Raw genomic sequence first — 19,338 nt, 5'->3', positions numbered from 1 at the left:
TCAGCCCCAACCACAAATATTAGGCGCAGAATTATACACTAATTTTGCGCCTAAGCAAATTTATTAGCTTGCTTGAGTGTTCAGGCTACCCTGATCAACAGCAACACCAGCACCCATTGTAGTAGAGATGCTTACTTTCTTCAGGAAAGTACCTTTCGCTGAAGATGGCTTAGCTTTCTTCAGAGCAACTAGAAGAGCTTCTAGGTTCTCTTTGATCTGCTCAGCAGAGAAGTTTGCTTTACCGATAGTAGTGTGGATGATGCCGTTCTTGTCGTTACGGTAACGAACCTGACCAGCTTTAGCGTTCTTAACCGCTTCAGCAACGTTAGGAGTTACAGTACCAACTTTAGGGTTTGGCATTAGACCGCGAGGACCTAGGATAGTACCTAGTTGACCTACAACGCGCATTGCATCTGGAGAAGCAACAACTACGTCGAAGTTCATTTCGCCTTTCTTCACTTGCTCAGCAAGATCTTCCATACCAACGATGTCTGCGCCAGCTTCTTTAGCTGCTTCAGCGTTTGCACCTTGAGTGAACACTGCAACGCGGATTTCGCGGCCAGTACCGTGAGGTAGTACAGTTGCACCACGTACGTTCTGGTCAGATTTACGAGCATCGATGCCTAGGTTAACAGCAACGTCTACAGACTCAACGAATTTAGCAGTCGCTAGTTCTTGAAGAAGAGCTACAGCTTCGTTGATTTCGTATTCTTTAGTTACGTCAACTTTTTCGCGGATTACGCGCATGCGCTTAGTTAGTTTAGCCATCTTATTAACCCTCTACCACTAGGCCCATTGAACGAGCAGTACCAGCGATTGAACGCTTCATTGCTTCGATGTCAGCACCAGTCATATCAGCAGCTTTAGTTTCTGCGATTTCTTGGATTTGAGCGTCAGTTACAGTACCCACTTTTTCAGTGTTTGGACGGCCTGAACCAGACTTAACGCCAGCAGCTTTCTTAAGAAGAACAGCAGCAGGTGGAGTCTTAGTTACGAACGTGAAAGAACGGTCGTTGTATACTGTGATAACAACTGGAGTAGGTAGACCTTTCTCGATAGATTCTGTTTTCGCGTTGAACGCTTTACAGAATTCCATGATGTTAACACCGTGTTGACCTAGTGCAGGACCAACTGGTGGACTTGGGTTCGCCATACCAGCTGCAACTTGTAGCTTGATGTAAGCTTCAACTTTCTTAGCCATGATAATTCCTAAGTTTTGGGTTCAAACGCCAATCGACTGATCAGCTCCCCGTTTACGTAAAATTCTTTTTACTTCATCAGAAGTAAAAAGGCGCGAAATTATAGTCATAATTCGCGCCTTATACAACCCTAAAAAGGTCGTTATTTAATCAAGTTTTTCAACCTGACCAAATTCAAGCTCAACTGGTGTTGCACGACCAAAGATCGACACAGACACTTTCAGGCGGCTCTTCTCGTAATCCACTTCTTCAACAGTACCGTTGAAGTCAGCAAATGGACCATCTGTAACACGTACCACTTCACCCGCTTCGTACATAGTACGTGGACGAGGAGCTTCACTCGCTTTCTCAAGACGGTTAAGAATAGCGTCAGCTTCTTTATCAGTGATAGGAGCTGGACGGTCAGAGGTACCACCAATGAAGCCCATGACACGCGGCACACTGCGTACTAGGTGCCATGATTCATCGTTCATGATCATCTGAACTAGGACGTAACCTGGGAAGAATTTACGCTCAGATTTACGACGTTGACCTGCGCGCATTTCCACTACTTCTTCAGTAGGGACTAAAACTTCACCAAATAGCTCTTCCATGCTATGCATTTTGATATGCTCGCGAAGAGATTGAGCTACACGACCTTCAAATCCAGAGAAGGCTTGAACCACATACCAGCGTTTTTTTGGAGCTTCACTCATGTATAAAAACCCTCTATACCCCAGTCGCTAAAGCAACAAGACGAACCATAATGCCGTCAATGCCCCATAGCGCTAGAGCCATTACAATACTTACAGCTAAAACGATCAAAGTTGTTTGCATAGTTTCTTGACGCGTTGGCCAAACCACTTTGCGAACTTCCATACGAGATTCTTTAGCAAAATCGATCGCAGCTTTACCTTTAGTTGTTGTAGCAGCAACACCTAGTGCCGCAGCAATAAGTACAACAACGCCTGCAGCGCGAACCACTACAGACATTTCACCATACAGGTAATTACCCACAACAGCGGCAGCTAGCAGAGCAAAAGTGACAATCCACTTGAAGATATCTGCGCCATTTGAGCTATCAGGAGTTTCAGCATTATTAGCTTTCATAAAACCAACCTGTCACAAGTCTTAATATAGACGAAAACAACCCCGCTGTTGCAGGGCAAATCCATGAAACGGCAATCGTAATCGATTGACGTACTCTTTTCATTGATCGAGACATAATATCACGACCAAAAAATCCTGCTTAATGCTTGCTTGGACAAGAAATCGGCAAACATTATATTTAGTGCAGAAAAAGGGCATCAAATGATGCCCTTTTTGCTACTGGTTCGTCAAATCTTATTCAAAGATTTTTCCGAAGACTTCAGCTATTCGTAAAGAATTAGTCGAAGATCTTAGCAACAACACCAGCACCTACTGTACGGCCACCTTCACGGATCGCGAAACGTAGACCTTCGTCCATTGCGATTGGTGCGATTAGCTCAACAGTCATTTGTACGTTGTCACCTGGCATTACCATTTCTACACCTTCTGGTAGAGTGATGTCGCCTGTTACGTCAGTTGTACGGAAGTAGAACTGTGGACGGTAACCTTTGAAGAATGGAGTGTGACGGCCGCCTTCATCTTTAGACAGTACGTATACTTCAGACTCAAATTTAGTGTGTGGGTTGATTGACTTAGGAGCCGCTAGTACTTGACCACGCTCTACTTCGTCACGCTTAGTACCACGTAGAAGTGCACCAACGTTCTCACCCGCACGACCTTCGTCTAGAAGCTTACGGAACATCTCAACACCAGTACAAGTAGTTGTTGTAGTTTCTTTAATACCTACGATTTCTACTTCGTCACCTACAGTTAGGATACCACGCTCGATACGGCCAGTTACTACTGTACCACGACCTTGGATTGAGAATACGTCTTCGATTGGCATTAGGAATGGCTGATCTACTGCACGCTCTGGCTCTGGAATGTAAGAGTCTAGTGCTTCTGCAAGCTCAACAATCTTAGCTTCCCACTGCTCTTCGCCGTTTAGTGCGCCTAGTGCAGAACCTTGGATAACTGGTAGGTCATCACCTGGGAAGTCGTACTCAGATAGAAGTTCACGAACTTCCATTTCTACTAGCTCTAGAAGCTCTTCATCATCAACCATGTCACATTTGTTCATGAATACGATGATGTATGGGATACCAACCTGACGGCCTAGTAGGATGTGCTCACGAGTTTGTGGCATTGGGCCATCTGTCGCAGCAACAACTAGGATACCACCGTCCATCTGTGCAGCACCTGTGATCATGTTCTTAACATAATCCGCGTGTCCTGGACAGTCTACGTGTGCGTAGTGACGTGATGGAGTGTCGTACTCTACGTGAGAAGTAGCGATTGTGATACCGCGCTCACGCTCTTCTGGAGCGTTATCGATAGATGCGAAGTCTTTAGCTACACCGCCGTAAACTTTAGCAAGAGTAGTACAGATAGCTGCAGTTAGAGTTGTTTTACCGTGGTCAACGTGGCCGATAGTACCAACGTTTACGTGCGGTTTCGTACGTTCAAATTTTTCTTTAGACATGGGTTGTCCCTCTAGGTACGGATTTAGGTGGCTTTGATGACCACGCAACCAAAAAAGTATTGGTGATATAGTTACTCTCAATCACTAAACGTAGTTTAGTTAAAAGAAAGTATCAAAAGGAAAAGTGTGCTTGAGAGCTGGTGCTGATACCCAGAGTCGAACTGGGGACCTCATCCTTACCAAGGATGCGCTCTACCGCCTGAGCTATATCAGCATCACTATTGAGTGGAGCGGGCAGCGGGAATCGAACCCGCATCATCAGCTTGGAAGGCTGAGGTAATAGCCATTATACGATGCCCGCAACACGTAACTCTGTGAGCTATTTCCTTAAGAATATGGTGGAGGGGGACGGATTCGAACCATCGAAGGCAGTGCCAGCAGATTTACAGTCTGATCCCTTTGGCCACTCGGGAACCCCTCCAAATTTTCACTCCATTTCTCTCGTTCTCTAAAAAGATATTAGCGAAGAAATGGTGCCGACTACCGGAATCGAACTGGTGACCTACTGATTACAAGTCAGTTGCTCTACCTACTGAGCTAAGTCGGCATAAGTGGTGCGCATTCTATTGAAGGATTTCCAACCTTGCAATAGCAAAATCAAAAAAAATCACGATTTTAATCAGTTTCCGCTCTTTTGCTGAAAAAACACACAAATTGGGCGCAAAATGCAACTTAATCGTCCCCTTCTCATTTGCTTTCGGCGCTTGTTGTTGTATTTTCGCTGCTCTTATCGTGATATTTGGGTTAGGAAGACTATGACACCTTATCTCTCTTTTAATCGTCAGCAATGGGCAGAATTGCGCAATTCTGTGCCCATGACGCTATCCGAAGAGGATTTGATCGAACTGCAAGGTGTTAACGAAAGCCTCACAATGGAGGAGGCCGTTGAAATTTATCTGCCTCTCGCGCGTCTTCTGAATCTTTACATTTCTGCCAGACAAAGCCGTAATACTGTCCTTAATAACTTTCTTAGTAATCAGGAATCGACCCCGCCGTTTATTATTGGGATCGCAGGAAGCGTTGCAGTGGGTAAAAGTACCACAGCGCGATTACTCAAAGCCTTGCTCTCTCGTTGGGAGAAACACCCTAAAGTCGAGTTGGTAACGACTGATGGCTTCCTTTATCCAAAGAAGGTTTTGAATGAGCGCGGCATTATGCACCGTAAAGGTTTTCCGGAGTCTTACGATATTAAACGCCTTGTCGAGTTTGTCTCCGATGTCAAAGCCGCAAAGCCCAATCTCGAAGTGCCCGTTTATTCGCACATTACCTACGACATTACTGATGAAGTGAAAGTTGTCGACCGCCCTGATGTCTTGATTATTGAAGGCCTTAACGTTTTGCAAAGTGGCATGGACTACCCGCATGATCCGCACCGCGTGTTTGTTTCTGACTTCCTCGACTTTTCAATTTACGTCGACGCTGACTCTGATGTCATTGAAAACTGGTACGTTGAACGCTTTCTTAAGTTTCGTCAGGGTGCGTTTACCAAACCGGGCTCCTATTTTAGCCACTACACCAAACTCAACAAAGTGGAAGCCATCGATAAAGCTCACGATATTTGGCAAACCATCAATGGCATCAACCTGACGCAGAATATTCTCCCCACCAAAGGGCGCGCCCAACTTATTTTGAAGAAAGGCCAAGATCACCACATAGAAGAAGTGTTGCTAAGGAAGTAGCGAGAAGAGAGAGTCTGCTAAGGGTTGGCTTGAGATGCCAACCCTTTTTTATGGCGTCAGAACATCTCAACGCCATTAACAATTATTTTTTAGCTCCGGTTACTTTGGCTCCGGCCCGTATGAGTTATCGCCCGCCTGCCCTTTTAACAACCCGCACTCAACGAAAATCCAGATTCCGCACACAAGCGAGATTGTGTAAGCGATCATTTGCTCTGTTGAAGGAGAAGTCATTGGTTCTCCATCCATCGGCGCCATTAAACGCCCAACAATCAGTGGCACGTTCATCAATAGCCACCAGTTAGATTTTCCGCGATCGTGCCAGCGTTTCGCTGTAATGGCTAAATCGGGAAGTAAAGCTGCGATGAGAAATATCGGCAAAACTAGGTGAGAAATGGCAGGAAAGAGAACATTCATTCCTATTCCGAAGCCAAATATCGCAATGTAGTAAACCAAATTCCATGTCCAGTAGACTTTTCGACCTACGCGACCTTGGAAAGAAAACAATAACTCTTTAATTGACATCCCATTACCTAAAAAATAAAAACTAATTAATGACCTTCTGGAAGCAATCTTTGTCCATATCTCGAATGTTGACGGTTAGGCTTCGGACATGACTGGCTTGCTCTTGCAAAACGGTCATTAACTGACGAGATAAGTCTCTCTTCTGTTCAGCGGTTCGGCCATCCAGTAATTCAAAACTGAGATGGATAAAATCGACGCTGTCGGCTTCCTCCCCAATCAACCAATTGTGGCAGCGCAACGCTCGTGATTTTACCGAGCCAACATCAAATAACCCGCTTTGTAAGGCGACTTGGTGCAAATCTTCCAGCAGGCCTTGCACATTAACACGCTCATCGACTGAGTTGGAGTATTCCATTACTAGGTTTGGCATTGTTATCCTCAAATGTAAGAGAGTTTCATCATTACGAACTATACTCCTTCCACTATTAGCAATTTCTAAGCAGGTTTTGCAGCCAAAGGGCACTATTCTGCATAACGGATCACTCTAGTCAGCGCAAGATAGGTCAATTATGTGCAGTGACAGCTCCAACCATTGAATGAGATCCGGTTAAGACATGATACTAGTCATGATCTGGCGAATTTATTCTGTTATATTCCTACGAAGATTTTTTACATTAATTGAATTTTTACATAAGAGATAAGGGAGATATTCCTATGCGTCGTCCTGTAGTGATGGGTAACTGGAAACTGAATGGCAGCAAAGCAATGGTTAAAGAGCTGCTAACTGGTCTTAACGCTGAGCTTGAAGGCGTTGAAGGTGTTGACGTAGCCGTAGCGCCACCAGCACTTTACATCGACCTTGCAGAGCGTGTAATCGCTGAAGGCGGTAACAAGATCATCCTAGGTGCACAAAACACTGACCTAAACAACAGCGGTGCATTCACTGGCGATATGTCTCCAGAGATGCTAAAAGATTTTGGTGCTTCTCACATCATCATCGGTCACTCTGAGCGTCGTGAATACCACAACGAATCTGATGAGTTCATCGCGAAGAAATTCAACTTCCTAAAAGAAAACGGTCTTAAGCCAGTATTCTGTATCGGTGAATCTGAAGCGCAAAACGAAGCGGGCGAAACTGAAGCAGTATGTGCACGCCAAATCAACGCAGTGATCGACACTTACGGCGTAGAAGCACTAAACGATGCAATCATCGCTTACGAACCAATCTGGGCTATCGGTACTGGTAAAGCAGCAACAGCTGAAGATGCACAACGCATCCATGCTTCTATCCGTGCTCTAATCGCAGCGAAAGATGAAGCAGTTGCAGCACAAGTAATCATCCAATACGGTGGTTCTGTTAAGCCTGACAACGCTGAAGCTTACTTCTCACAACCAGACATCGACGGTGCTCTAGTTGGTGGTGCATCTCTAGATGCTAAGAGCTTCGCAGCAATCGCTAAAGCAGCGGCAGCAGCTAAAGCATAATTTATTCTTAACGAATAACGATTTTTAAGGTCAGCTTCGGCTGGCCTTTTTTGTGTCTGAGAATTGGTCGTATCGCCATAGATCAAGTATGCTACGTTTTTCCTCCAAGCAAACAGTAGCTCTCAATGCAGGATAAGCACGGCCTGTTGACCGGCCCCATCCCTACCGTTTTACGTCAAATGACCGTTCCGATGACGTTCGGGCTTATCGCGATCTTGATGTTTAACCTTGTCGATACGTTTTTTATCTCGCTATTGGGCACTGAAGCGTTGGCTGCCATCAGTTATACCTTTCCCGTTACCTTTGCGGTTAACTGCATAACGATGGGAATAGGTATGGGCTTATCCACCAATATCGGTCGCTTACTTGGCCAAGGACAGCCCCAAGACGCCGCCCGTTTTTCTTCCCATGGATTGTTGCTTGCGGTTGTCCTCGTTGCCCTAGCCTGCACTCTCGGACTACTGACGATTGAGCCTCTGTTTCTTCGCTTGGGCGCCAAAGCAGAACTTATTCCCCTCATCGAACAATACATGTTTATTTGGTATCTAACGATCCCACTGCTGGTCATTCCCATGGCGGGCAATAGCGCAATTCGTGCGACAGGGGATACCAAAACTCCGGCAAAAATCATGATGCTGGCAGGTTGTATTAACGGGGTGCTCGACCCATTGCTCATTTTCGGTATTGGACCGTTTCCGGAATTGGGCATTCAGGGGGCTGCAATCGCAAGTGCTCTGAGTTGGTTGGGGGCTTTATGTGGTTCGCTCTACGTTCTTATCAAACGAGAAAAATTGCTCGGGCTGCCGAATGTGACACAAATAAGCCACGATTGGCGTTTGATTCTTAAGATCGGTACCCCTGCTGCGTTATCCAACGCAATGACCCCGATCTCTGGCGCCATTCTTATGATGATGCTCTCGAGTCATGGGACCGCCGCCGTTGCAGCTTATGGTGCAGCTCAAAGAGTTGAATCGATCCTAATCTTAGTTTTGATGGCACTAACCTCTGCTTTGACTCCCTTTGTGGCTCAAAACATGGGCGCCAATAATCCTCATCGAAGCTTTGCAGGAATTTTTCTCAGCATGCGCTTTTCAATGGTACTCCAACTGGGTATTTTCATCATGATGGTGCCATTGAGTATTCCGTTAGCCGCCCTATTCTCTCAAGAGCAAGCGGTAAAGGATTTACTGTGGCATTATCTACTTGTGGTGCCATTCAGCTATGGTTTTCAAGGTGTCATCATGATGTTGGTTTCAGGACTGAATGCATTACACCAACCATTGAAGGCATTTCAGTGGAGCTTTATGCGCTTGTTCATTTTTACGCTGCCGTGCGCTTGGTTGGGGAGCCTGTTGTATGACATCGAAGGGTTATTTATCGGGATTGCACTCGGCAATATCATTGGCGGACTGTTAGGGTATCTCTACGCACTGAAGCTACGCAAACAATACTTGGCTTACGAAACAAAAACACCGGCCTAAGCCGGTGTCATTATTTATTCTTCGATGACGTCTTCATCAAGTTCTAAGTCGATATCCAATGGTTCTTGAGAAAGAATCACGCCCGTATTGTCAGCATAGAGGTAATCCTCAGGCAAGAAGGTTACACCGCCAAAGTTAACCGGCACATCCACTTCACCGACACCTTGCGACGTCGCCCCAACGGGAATAGAAGCCAATGCATGAATGCCAATACTCAAGTCTTCTAACTCATCGACTTCTCGAACGCATCCATAGGCAACAATGCCTTCCCAATCATTCTCTTCTGCAAGCGTTGCAAGCTCTGCATCAATCAAAGCCCGACGCAGCGAACCGCCACCATCGATCAACAGTACACGACCTAAACCATCTTGCTCTAGGATCTCACGAATCAAACCGTTATCTTCAAAACATTTGACGGTTGTAATTTGTCCAGCAAAAGAGGCACAACCACCAAAATTACTAAACATAGGCTCTACAACATCGACCTGTTCTAGGTAAATGTCACATAGGGCAGAGGTATTGTATTCCATCGTGTTCCTTCCCATCGCGTTCGTCATCTCCATCGAGTATATAGGGACATTAAGTCATTGCAATGACACGCATCACTTAACTCACCAGTGTTTGTGCAATTACAACTCCGGCAAAAAGCAAGTTAGTGACCAACGAGCACTTAACGATCACAGGCATCATTGGTGCAATTTGCGCGGGTTGCTCTGCTCGCCACACGGCTTTTCCGTGCTTATAAACAATCAGAGCACTAATCAGAAAAGGAAAACTAAACCAGATCGGGCTCGGCTGAAGCACTAAATAGGCGATAAACGACACTAAGGCTCCGACAAGCAACAGAGAATGGTATTGCTTCGCTTTATGTTGACCTAATCGAACCGCGACCGTGCGCTTTCCACACTCTTCATCATTTTCAATATCACGCATATTATTGATATTCAAAACCGCAACAGCGAGCAAACCACACCCTATGGCTGGCAACGTCAGCAGCGGTGCAATCACTCCCGTGTGCAAGAAAAACGTGCCGGCAACACCCAACAAGCCAAAAAAGATAAAGACTGACACATCACCAAGACCCACATAGCCATATGGCTTATTGCCCACGGTATAGGCGATCGCCGCGACAATCGCGAGTACTCCCAAACCAATGAACGCGAGAATACTTTGCAGGCTATCCAATGCATATAGCACCAATGCCATACCGGACACCATCGTCAATACAATATTGATAATGATCGCTGATTTCATGGCGCTTTGGCTCACCTCGCCCGATTGAATAGCTCGCATTGGCCCTAACCGTTTTTCGTTGTCGGTGCCCTTTACTGCATCGCCATAATCATTGGCCAAGTTGGATAATATTTGTAGCAAGGTGGCGGTTATAAATGCCAGCAAAGCAACCGGGAAAGAAAATTGATGCGTGGAGTACGCCAGTACGCTACCCGTCAAGATAGAAACTAATGCCAGTGGCAAAGTCTTTGGGCGTGCGGCGTCAAGCCAGATACGTATAGACTGATTCATGAGTTTTAGTTTAGTCACATAAAGCGTAGTAAAGATTGTGGCACATCAAGCACCGAGCAGAAAAACAAAAAAGGCCACCGAAGTGACCTTTTACTGAAACTTAACCAAAGTCTATTTATTTTACACGACCAACGTATTCGCCAGTACGAGTATCCACTTTGATTACTTCACCGATAGCGATGAACAGTGGTACGCGAACCACAGCGCCAGTTGAAAGCGTTGCTGGTTTGCCACCAGTGCCTTGAGTATCGCCTTTTAGGCCTGGGTCGGTATCTGTCACTTCAAGCTCAACGAAGTTTGGTGGTGTCACAACGATTGGGTTACCATTCCAAAGAGTAAGCATACACGTGTTGTTTTCTACCAACCATTTCGCGTTTTCGCCAACCGCTTTTACGTCTGCAGCGATTTGCTCAAACGTTTCGTTGTTCATAAAGTGGTAGAATTCGCCGTCGTTATATAGATAATCTAGGTCGATATCCATTACGTCTGCAACTTCACAAGTTTCACCAGACTTAAAGGTTTTCTCTAGCACTTTACCAGAAAGAAGTTTACGAATTTTCACGCGGTTGAACGCTTGGCCTTTACCTGGCTTAACGTATTCGTTTTCCAGGATAACGCAAGGCTCGTTATCAAGCATGAGTTTTAGACCGCCTTTAAATTCATTGGTGCTAACAGTAGCCATTTTTTCCTCTTTACATTCTTAGAGCTAAATTCAATGCCGCATATCATAACCCGAAAAGCCGTTTCTGTTGAGCAAAACTGGCTTCAACAGCTAGCGAATGGGATCTCTGATCCTGCCAAATTGCTCGAAAAGCTGGAAATCGCTCCTGCTAAATGGCAAGACGGATTTGCAGCGAGAAAGCTATTTGCGCAGCGTGTGCCGCAAAGTTTTGTCGATAGAATGGAGAAAGGCAATCCTTATGACCCGCTTTTGCGCCAGGTTTTACCACTTTCACAAGAATTTGAAGTGCACGAGGGCTATTCCAACGACCCTCTACAAGAGCAAGATAATGAGACACCTGGGTTACTGCATAAGTACCGCAACCGAGCGCTAATGATTGTGAAGGGTGGATGTGCCGTTAACTGCCGTTACTGTTTTCGCCGTCATTTCCCCTACCAAGAGAACAAAGGCAACAAACTAGTTTGGCAGCAAAGTCTTGATTACATTCGCCAACAATCAGAGCTCAATGAAGTCATTTTATCGGGCGGCGATCCATTAATGGCGAAAGATGAAGAGCTGCAGTGGCTCATCAATCACATCGCTGATATTCCACATATCAAACGCATCAGGATCCACTCGCGTTTACCCGTTGTCATTCCGGCCCGAATCACGCCGGAGTTACTCGAGATACTCAATGACAGTCGCTTACAAGTGATCATGGTGACGCACATTAACCACGCCCAAGAGATCAACCATGAACTGAAACGCGCAATGCACGATCTCAAGCAAGCAGGGGTCACCTTGCTAAACCAAGGAGTGATGCTCAAAGGCGTCAATGATTGCGTTGAGGCACAAGTGGCGCTCAGTGAAACTCTTTTTGACGCTGGAATTCTTCCTTACTACATGCACGTTCTCGATAAAGTTCAAGGGGCTGCGCACTTCTATATTTCGGATCAGCAAGCCAAAGCTATCATGGCAGGTCTGCTTGAGCGCGTCTCAGGATACTTGGTGCCCAAACTCACTCGCGAGATAGGTGGCCGCAAGAGTAAAACCCCTCTGGACTTGCACTTAGAGTAATCTAGACGACAAAAATAATTCGTTCGATAGACAACGCTATCCTGTGCATACTCCGACGCTTTGGAGGTCAAAATGCAACCATCTATCGAACAATTTCTCGATCTTGGGCCATTCACATGGCCTGCTCTACTTTGCTGCGCCGTCAACGGCATTCTGGTCGGTGTCGAGCGCCAGACTCGTGGCAAACCCGTTGGAATTCGCACCTCGATATTGATCATATCGGGCACCTACTTATTTATGTCAATGGCTGTCTCCTTGTCACCCAATACGCTAGACCAAGCTCGCGTGCTCGGACAAATCATTACTGGGGTGGGCTTTCTTGGCGCAGGGGTCATGATGACGCTCGATGGCAAGATTCATGGCGTCACGTCGGCAGCCGTCATTTGGGTGCTTGCTGCGCTTGGAATGATGATTGGTTTGGGGTACTTACAACAATCGGTTGTCATTACCCTGCTGGTACTGAGCGTACTGCTTGGGGTCGACAGAGCCGAAAACAGGGTCAAAGCGCTGCGCCGTGGTGTACACCAAAAATTCCATAGCCGGAAAATCTCGCGCCCAAAACCATGATCGTTGCGGCGAATTAGCAACCTGACGATGGTTACTGCGCCGCAATTTGACAAAAAACAAAGAAGCCGCCGATAACGCAAACTCTGTGCCAGATAAGCATAGAACTTCACATTTCCACCTACCACTTTTGGATAGCATGAACCCTACTTCTGTTACCTCGTAGGGTTTGATTATGTTTTACGTACATATGCTCCTGCTTCTTACGGTGATATTTATCGGTATCCGCCATGGAGGCATTGCTTTTGGTTTACTCGGGGGCCTAGGCGTTTCGGTTCTCGCGTTTGTATTTGGGGTCGCTCCAGGTTCACCACCAATTAGTGTCATGCTAATTATTTTGGCCGTGGTTGCCGCGTCCGCTACGTTGGAAGCGACAGGGGGACTTAAACTGCTCGTGAAATTTGCCGAGCGTTTACTGCGTAAGCACCCAAGTCAAATCGTCTTTCTTGGCCCCCTCTGTACTTACTCCCTTACTGTACTGGTTGGCACTGGTCACTCGGTTTACCCACTTCTACCAGTAATCTACGATGTCGCCTACAAAAAAGGCATCCGCCCAGAGCGCCCTATGGCGATGGCAACCGTTGCCTCTCAAATGGGGATTACGGCGAGTCCTATTGCGGCAGCTGCGGCCGTGGTCATGGCGACTGCCGCCGACAACCACTTAGACATCAGCTTGGTCAATGTTTTACTCGTTACTATACCGGCAACGTTAATCGGCGTATTGGTTGGCTGCTTATGGAGCCTGAAACGTGGTAAAGAGCTCGACCAAGATCCAGCATTTATTGAGCGTTGCCAAGATCCTGAATTCAAGGCACAACTGATTGATGCTTCCAGTGAAGAAGATGAGAGCCCAGCACACGAAGGCGTGGCGAAAAAAGGATTGGCGATTTTCTTAGCGGGTATCGCTACTGTCATCTTCGTTGCCATGTTTGGTAAAGATCTCGGATTGCTACCAGCTGGAGTGAAAATGTCGGTGGCTATTCAGTTCTTGATGTTGTCTGTTGGTGCTTTGATTCTACTCACCACGAAAGTTGAGCCGAAGAAGATCGTTCACAGCAATGTCTTCATTGCGGGTATGACCGCCGTCATCATCATCTTTGGTATTGCATGGATGAGTGACACCATCATCGGCTTCCACAAACCGTACCTAATTAGCCTAGTCAGTGACATTGTTGCTGCCCACCCATGGACCTTCGCGATTGCGATGTTTGTGGTTTCGGTCTTCTTGAAAAGCCAAGCTGCGGTGCTCACCATCATGCTACCACTTGGCTTCGCGATGGGGATTCCTGCGCCAGTACTGATTGGTGTACTCCCAGCTTGTTACGCCTACTTCTTCTTCCCATTCTACCCAAGTGACTTAGCGGCGATAACCTTTGACCGCTCTGGTACAACACAGATTGGCAAGTATGTACTTAACCACAGTTTCTTACTGCCTGGTTTCATTGGTGTGGTCACGGCAACGACTGTTGGTTACGTACTTTCAACCATGCTAGTCAACTAACCTGACCCCATAAACAAAAAGCCAGTTGGTTTCCCAACTGGCTTTTTTATCTGTGCTTAAGCGTAAAACTTAGAACAGCTCTTCTGCAACCTTGAATAGGTCTTCACGAACTGGACGCTTCATGTTCTCGATAGCGTCAATGATGTCATGGTGAACCAACTGCTCTTTTTGGATACCGACACAACGACCGCCGTGACCATCCATCAATAGATGAACGGCATAGTTACCCATACGAGAAGCAAGAACACGGTCGAACGCAGTCGGACGACCGCCACGTTGAATGTGGCCAAGAACTGTCGCACGAGTTTCACGACCTGTTGCCGCTTCAATCTCTTTCGCTAGTTCATTTGCATCCATCATAAGCTCTGTCAGCGCAATAATGGCGTGCTTCTTACCTTTCGCAATACCGTCTTGGATATTGCTGATCAGCTTCTCTTTATCTAGGCCAGTTTCCGGTGTGATGATGTACTCACAACCACCTGCAATCGCAGACATAAGAGTTAAATCGCCACAGTGGCGACCCATGATCTCAACAATCGAAATACGTTGGTGAGAAGATGAGGTGTCACGTAGACGGTCAATCGCATCAATAACTGTGTTTAACGCAGTTAGGTAACCGATGGTGTAATCTGTACCTGCGATATCGTTATCGATAGTGCCAGGAAGACCGATACATGGGTAACCCATTTCAGTCAGTTTCTTCGCCCCCATGTAAGAGCCGTCACCACCGACAACCACTAACGCTTCAATGCCGTGCTTCTGTAGGTTTTCGATCGCTTTCTGGCGCACTTCCACTTCTTTGAATTCTGGGAAACGCGCAGAACCTAGAAAAGTACCGCCCTTGTTGATCACGTCAGAAACGCTTGAACGATCCAGTTTCTGGATACGGTCTTCATACAGGCCTAGGTAGCCATCAAACACGCCGTAGACTTCTAACCCTTCAGACAGTGCAGTACGTACTACGCCACGAACAGCTGCGTTCATACCAGGTGCGTCACCGCCACTTGTTAAGACACCGATCTTCTTAATCATGCTCACCCTCGATTTTTGGGAATCTTATTTCAATTTTTACGTCAGCAGCTTACATTAAGCGTCTGACTTAATTCCTTAACTGTGCAATATGTTACCTTTCCTAACTAGGAATACTACTTTTATTTGCACGAAATTATGTAACTTTTCTACTTATGTAAGAGTATTACAGCTTTGCAATTTCACTTACTTGATACACATCAGGATCACAGTTAAAAGTGAACCCGCTGAAAAGATAGTCAATAAGTGATGCTTTGTCGCGCTAACCTCAATTACCAATCTTGAGATTTCTGCACTCTTTCCGCTCCTAAGACCACAGAATAAGGGTCTTGATGGATCAGTACATCCGACTCAGGAAACAGTTCAAGAAGTTTATCTTCTACTTCGTCAGAGATTCGATGCGCTTCAATTAATGCGAGCTGATCTTCTAGCTCTAAGTGCAACTGGATAAAACGTGTCGGGCCAGACATTCGCGTGCGCAACTGGTGAACCCCTAATACCCCCGGGACAGAGAGACACACGCTGCGAATGTCGTTAAGTTCGCTGTCTGGCAGCTTTCGGTCCAATAGGGTTTGCGTCGCTTCACGAACCATTTTAAATGCGCTGTACAGGATGTAGATGCCAATTCCCACAGCGAACACAGCATCCGCCTGCTTAATACCAAACCAACTCAACCCGAGCGCTAACATGATCGTAGCGTTCATATAAAGATCGGACTCATAGTGAAGCGAGTCAGCCGCGATGGCTTGGCTGCCTGTTTTCTTCACCACATGCTTTTGAAAACGCACTAGCGCAAATGTCACCGCAATGGCGAACAGGCTAACGTAAACACCATACTCGGGGGATTGAAGATCATGAGGTCTAAAGAATCGGTCGATACCATTAAGAATCAGAAAGACCGCCGACCCAGAAATAAACATTGCTTGAGCTAATGCCGCCAACGATTCGGCTTTACCATGTCCAAAGGTATGCTCTCTGTCTGCGGGCTGAAGAGAGTATCGAACCACGACTAAATTCACCAAAGAGGCGGCGATGTCCAGCATCGAATCGATCAGCGATGCCAGTAGGCTCACCGACCCCGTCACCCACCAAGCAGCAACCTTAACAATCAACAATAGGGTCGCCACTATGGTCGCCGTCCAAGCCGCCATGGTCACTAGGCGCGCATATTCCTGTTTCATAAATAATTGATCAATAAACAAACATACTCTTAGTATAACGCCTCACATGTTGAATAAAAATGGCATAAAAAAAGCGACCATCTGGCCGCTTATTCACACAAATAACATTACTTGTCTGCGAAACGCTTTTGCATTTTCTCTGCGCATTTGCCCATTCGCTCTTGCTGCAGTTCAGTAAACTTTGCTTTCTGCTCCGGCGTTAAAATACTAAGCATTTGATGCTGCTTCTCTAGCATTTTCACTTTGCGCTCGGTCTGTTTCTCTACCATCGCCTTCGCAAGTTCATCCGCAGCAGCTTGGTCGAAATTATCAGCCAGAACTAACTGCTGTACTTTTGCGTGGTGAGCTTGCATCTCTGCCTGACGCTCCGAAAAATTGCCTTTAAAGTTGGCTTTCATCTCTTGCTTGCCCGCTTCGCGCATCTCTTTCAGTTGTTCTTTTTGTGCATCAGTAAGATCTAGCTGGCGCATCATACCGCGGTCAAAACCACCGCCGCATTCACCGTGACCACCTTTCTTATGATCTTTGCCACCAAACGCGAAGGCACCTGCAGTACCTAGAGTCAGAGGAAGAACAACCGCCGCTACTACTAATTTTTTTGCCATTTTCATAATCGTACCTTTCACTGTATTTGTTGGATTAAGCTGCCTTTCTCTGCAGCGCTTGAGTGTAGAATACGACATGCTACGTAAAGCAACGTTTAGCGAGCGTAAAGAAGCGTAAAGAGCTCAATTTGCACTCAATCTCCTGCTCATTTCGCAGTAAACTTAGCGTATCCCCAGATAAAGAGATTTCCCAATGCCAAACATCCTACTCATTGACGATGACATCGAACTGACGAGCTTATTAAACGAAGTACTGACCTTCGAAGGGTTTGACGTGACCGAAGCCAACAATGGTGAAGAAGGGTTGGAAAAGCTCGATGACCGCATTGATCTCATTTTGCTTGATGTAATGATGCCTAAACTCAATGGCATGGAAACGCTGAAACGACTCAGGGAAAACTGGGACACCCCGGTATTGATGCTGACAGCCAAAGGGGAAGAGATCGATCGTGTCATTGGACTGGAACTTGGCGCTGATGACTACCTACCCAAACCATTCAGTGATCGAGAACTGTTGGCAAGAATGCGAGCAATTTTGCGAAGAACTCAGTCGAATGCCAATACCAAATCAGATAAACGTACCGACTGCATTGAATATCAAGACATCCAAATTTTCCCCGGTAAACAAGAGGCTTACTGCCAAGAGCAGCTGATAGAGCTAACCACCACAGAGTTTGCGCTGCTCAGCCACTTTGTCCAACACCCAGGAGAAACGCTCACCAAAGAGGTACTCAGTCTGGATGTGTTGGGTAAACGCCTTGCTGCCTTTGACCGTGCCATCGATATGCACGTCTCTAACTTACGTAAAAAATTACCTGAACGAAGTGACGGCAAATCGAGAATAAAAACGCTGCGAGGTCGTGGCTACTTACTGGTTGAGGAAGATTGATGCGTTTACCCAAAATCACCAGCTTGTATGGTCGTATTTTTGCTATTTTCTGGTTCACCATGCTTCTTGTCTTGGTGGCGGTCTTATCGCTTCCTCACCTTGATCCGCGTAAAGCCCGTGATATTCCTGCCGACCATTACAACCGCTTGGTAGACATTACGCGCAGTATTGAAAAACGATACGAACAAGACGACAACTTAGCCAGGGTGCTCTTTAACCTAGAAGGACCTAATCGTTCGCCTAAAGATCCGCGTCCTCGCTTTTTCGTGACCGACCAAGACGGCAACATACTGACAACTCAAGACCGAAAAAACTTTCGTTACCGCGCACTGCAAAACTTCATCACTAGTATCGATGTGCCTGGTCAGCCGCAGCAAAAATTGTATGGCCACTATATGGTTGCCGGTCCGCTGCCCGTCACTCTGGCGAAACAAGACTTACTGCTCTACATCGGCGTGAAGTGGAATGAACCACCACCATTTTTACTGCGCATGTTTGATAAGCCTTTCCAACTGCTGTTTGCCGTTATGCTGGTCAGCACACCTTTACTGCTTTGGTTAGCGTGGGCATTGAGCCAGCCAGCGCGCAAGTTGGAGCGAGCCGCCCAACGGGTAGCAAAAGGTGAGTTCATTGTCGATCCAGAACTGGAAAAAGGCACCAGTGAGTTTCGCCAAGCAGGCGCGAGCTTTAACCAAATGGTCGAAGCGGTGAATCAAATGATTTCAGGCCAACAACGCCTGCTGTCTGACATTTCACATGAACTGCGTTCACCACTGACTCGGCTAAGGATGGCCAGCGCGCTTGCAACCAGAAAACAAGGAGAGAGCCCAGAACTGGCACGAATTGATACCGAAGCTCAGCGGCTTGAGCAGATGATTGGTGAGCTATTGGAACTGTCGCGCATGCAAGCAGATAGCCATCTAACACGAGAAAAGCAGCCATTGAGCAGTCTATGGGAAGCCATCTTGGCGGATGCCCAGTTTGAAGCGGAGCAAATGGGGAAAAGCCTCACCTTCACCCCAATCCCTGACCGAATCATCTCTGGGACACCTAAGCTATTGATGAGTGCCCTCGACAACATTGTCCGTAATGCTATCTATTACGGTCAGGATCGTATCGACATCCAATTTACCGAGTCAGAGCAGCAGGTCACTATTACCGTGGATGACAATGGGGAGGGAGTACCTGACCATGAACTGGAAGCGATTTTCAGACCGTTTTACCGCGTCTCCACCGCTCGAGATAGGCACAGCGGCGGCACAGGACTTGGTCTTACAATAACTGAAAGTGCCATTCGCCAGCATAGTGGTCACATCGTTGCTACACGCAGTCCACTCGGCGGGCTTCGCGTGGAAATCACTCTCCCTTTAAGCATCGGTGAATAACCCTACAAACACTTAGTTGATAATGGATCTCATTATCATTTATAGTAAATCCTTCAATTATGGAG

At 46.6% G+C, this 19,338-nt stretch carries 21 protein-coding genes and 4 tRNA genes; 8 read left to right on the top strand and 17 right to left on the bottom strand.

Annotated elements, in window-relative coordinates; genetic code table 11:
* Positions 1 to 63: 63 nt before the first annotated feature.
* The 9 genes from rplA to OH458_RS12150 form a co-directional block, all read right to left on the bottom strand.
* Positions 64 to 768 (bottom strand): 50S ribosomal protein L1, encoded by a 705-nt coding sequence (rplA, locus tag OH458_RS12190; protein WP_038140688.1) that lies wholly within the window; start codon positions 766 to 768, stop codon positions 64 to 66.
* 4 nt (positions 769 to 772) lie between these two features.
* Positions 773 to 1,201, bottom strand: a complete 429-nt coding sequence (rplK, locus tag OH458_RS12185) for a 50S ribosomal protein L11 (protein WP_008078231.1) — start codon at positions 1,199 to 1,201, stop codon at positions 773 to 775.
* Positions 1,202 to 1,345: 144 nt separating this feature from the next.
* Positions 1,346 to 1,894, bottom strand: coding sequence for a transcription termination/antitermination protein NusG (gene nusG, locus OH458_RS12180; protein WP_008078233.1), 549 nt, complete (start codon positions 1,892 to 1,894; stop codon positions 1,346 to 1,348).
* A 13-nt stretch (positions 1,895 to 1,907) separates the two neighbouring features.
* Positions 1,908 to 2,288 carry a preprotein translocase subunit SecE gene (gene secE, locus OH458_RS12175; protein WP_038140692.1) on the bottom strand — a complete coding sequence of 127 codons (381 nt, stop codon included), beginning with the start codon at positions 2,286 to 2,288 and terminating at the stop codon, positions 1,908 to 1,910.
* Between the two features lie 277 nt (positions 2,289 to 2,565).
* Entirely contained in the window at positions 2,566 to 3,750 is a 1,185-nt protein-coding gene (tuf, locus tag OH458_RS12170) for an elongation factor Tu (RefSeq protein ID WP_269978534.1), read from the bottom strand.
* Positions 3,751 to 3,888: 138 nt separating this feature from the next.
* A tRNA-Thr gene (locus OH458_RS12165) sits at positions 3,889 to 3,964 on the bottom strand.
* Between the two features lie 12 nt (positions 3,965 to 3,976).
* Positions 3,977 to 4,051 (bottom strand) — tRNA-Gly (locus tag OH458_RS12160).
* Between the two features lie 35 nt (positions 4,052 to 4,086).
* Positions 4,087 to 4,171 (bottom strand) — tRNA-Tyr (locus OH458_RS12155).
* Between the two features lie 50 nt (positions 4,172 to 4,221).
* Positions 4,222 to 4,297, bottom strand: a tRNA-Thr gene (locus tag OH458_RS12150).
* A 208-nt stretch (positions 4,298 to 4,505) separates the two neighbouring features.
* Here OH458_RS12150 and coaA point away from each other — a divergent pair.
* Positions 4,506 to 5,429 (top strand): type I pantothenate kinase, encoded by a 924-nt coding sequence (coaA, locus tag OH458_RS12145; RefSeq protein ID WP_038141256.1) that lies wholly within the window; start codon positions 4,506 to 4,508, stop codon positions 5,427 to 5,429.
* Positions 5,430 to 5,528: 99 nt separating this feature from the next.
* Here coaA and OH458_RS12140 read toward each other — a convergent pair whose 3' ends face one another.
* Positions 5,529 to 5,951 (bottom strand): DUF805 domain-containing protein, encoded by a 423-nt coding sequence (locus OH458_RS12140; protein ID WP_269978533.1) that lies wholly within the window; start codon positions 5,949 to 5,951, stop codon positions 5,529 to 5,531.
* Positions 5,952 to 5,973: 22 nt separating this feature from the next.
* Positions 5,974 to 6,321 carry a 5-carboxymethyl-2-hydroxymuconate Delta-isomerase gene (locus OH458_RS12135; protein WP_269978532.1) on the bottom strand — a complete coding sequence of 116 codons (348 nt, stop codon included), beginning with the start codon at positions 6,319 to 6,321 and terminating at the stop codon, positions 5,974 to 5,976.
* A gap of 284 nt (positions 6,322 to 6,605) precedes the next feature.
* Here OH458_RS12135 and tpiA point away from each other — a divergent pair, with 284 nt between their 5' ends.
* Positions 6,606 to 7,376 carry a triose-phosphate isomerase gene (gene tpiA, locus OH458_RS12130; RefSeq protein ID WP_269978531.1) on the top strand — a complete coding sequence of 257 codons (771 nt, stop codon included), beginning with the start codon at positions 6,606 to 6,608 and terminating at the stop codon, positions 7,374 to 7,376.
* A gap of 125 nt (positions 7,377 to 7,501) precedes the next feature.
* Complete coding sequence (locus OH458_RS12125) at positions 7,502 to 8,857, top strand: MATE family efflux transporter (RefSeq protein ID WP_269978530.1); 1,356 nt, start codon at positions 7,502 to 7,504, stop codon at positions 8,855 to 8,857.
* Positions 8,858 to 8,871: 14 nt separating this feature from the next.
* Here the strand turns inward: OH458_RS12125 and rraA are convergent, their stop codons facing one another.
* From rraA to efp, 3 genes are all read right to left on the bottom strand, one after another.
* A complete protein-coding gene (gene rraA / locus OH458_RS12120; RefSeq protein WP_005476814.1) occupies positions 8,872 to 9,387 on the bottom strand; it encodes a ribonuclease E activity regulator RraA in 516 nt (171 codons plus the stop codon).
* Between the two features lie 76 nt (positions 9,388 to 9,463).
* On the bottom strand, positions 9,464 to 10,381 hold the full coding sequence (locus OH458_RS12115; RefSeq protein ID WP_038217569.1) for a 1,4-dihydroxy-2-naphthoate polyprenyltransferase: 918 nt from the start codon (positions 10,379 to 10,381) through the stop codon (positions 9,464 to 9,466).
* A 115-nt stretch (positions 10,382 to 10,496) separates the two neighbouring features.
* A complete protein-coding gene (efp, locus tag OH458_RS12110; protein WP_005476836.1) occupies positions 10,497 to 11,063 on the bottom strand; it encodes an elongation factor P in 567 nt (188 codons plus the stop codon).
* Positions 11,064 to 11,096: 33 nt separating this feature from the next.
* Here efp and epmB point away from each other — a divergent pair, with 33 nt between their 5' ends.
* From epmB to OH458_RS12095, 3 genes are all read left to right on the top strand, one after another.
* A complete protein-coding gene (gene epmB, locus OH458_RS12105; protein WP_269978529.1) occupies positions 11,097 to 12,119 on the top strand; it encodes an EF-P beta-lysylation protein EpmB in 1,023 nt (340 codons plus the stop codon).
* Positions 12,120 to 12,191: 72 nt separating this feature from the next.
* A complete protein-coding gene (locus tag OH458_RS12100) occupies positions 12,192 to 12,686 on the top strand; it encodes an MgtC/SapB family protein (RefSeq protein ID WP_005476820.1) in 495 nt (164 codons plus the stop codon).
* A gap of 172 nt (positions 12,687 to 12,858) precedes the next feature.
* Positions 12,859 to 14,184: an anaerobic C4-dicarboxylate transporter gene (locus tag OH458_RS12095; protein WP_038186767.1), complete on the top strand. Its 1,326-nt coding sequence runs from the start codon at positions 12,859 to 12,861 to the stop codon at positions 14,182 to 14,184.
* Between the two features lie 69 nt (positions 14,185 to 14,253).
* On the opposite strand, the gene pfkA is transcribed toward OH458_RS12095, so the two are convergent.
* The 3 genes from pfkA to OH458_RS12080 all read right to left on the bottom strand — a co-directional run bounded on the left by pfkA (position 14,254) and on the right by OH458_RS12080 (position 17,005).
* Positions 14,254 to 15,216: a 6-phosphofructokinase gene (pfkA, locus tag OH458_RS12090; RefSeq protein WP_005476816.1), complete on the bottom strand. Its 963-nt coding sequence runs from the start codon at positions 15,214 to 15,216 to the stop codon at positions 14,254 to 14,256.
* 269 nt (positions 15,217 to 15,485) lie between these two features.
* The gene (gene fieF / locus OH458_RS12085; protein ID WP_269978528.1) at positions 15,486 to 16,394 is read right to left on the bottom strand and encodes a CDF family cation-efflux transporter FieF; all 909 of its coding nucleotides are present in this window, start codon (positions 16,392 to 16,394) and stop codon (positions 15,486 to 15,488) included.
* Between the two features lie 107 nt (positions 16,395 to 16,501).
* On the bottom strand, positions 16,502 to 17,005 hold the full coding sequence (locus tag OH458_RS12080; protein ID WP_269978527.1) for a CpxP family protein: 504 nt from the start codon (positions 17,003 to 17,005) through the stop codon (positions 16,502 to 16,504).
* A gap of 187 nt (positions 17,006 to 17,192) precedes the next feature.
* On the opposite strand from OH458_RS12080, the gene OH458_RS12075 reads away from it, so the two are divergent.
* Entirely contained in the window at positions 17,193 to 17,888 is a 696-nt protein-coding gene (locus OH458_RS12075) for a response regulator (protein WP_269978526.1), read from the top strand.
* The gene (gene cpxA, locus OH458_RS12070) at positions 17,888 to 19,273 is read left to right on the top strand and encodes an envelope stress sensor histidine kinase CpxA (protein ID WP_269978525.1); all 1,386 of its coding nucleotides are present in this window, start codon (positions 17,888 to 17,890) and stop codon (positions 19,271 to 19,273) included. The genes OH458_RS12075 and cpxA overlap by 1 nt, the downstream gene beginning before the upstream one ends.
* The last annotated feature ends 65 nt before the right edge of the window (positions 19,274 to 19,338 follow it).

This window comes from Vibrio sp. MarTm2, from assembly GCF_027587055.1.
Lineage (GTDB): Bacteria > Pseudomonadota > Gammaproteobacteria > Enterobacterales > Vibrionaceae > Vibrio > Vibrio sinaloensis_D.
The sequence above is the reverse complement of the archived record's forward strand: the minus strand, read 5'-3'. Positions and strand labels throughout refer to the sequence as shown.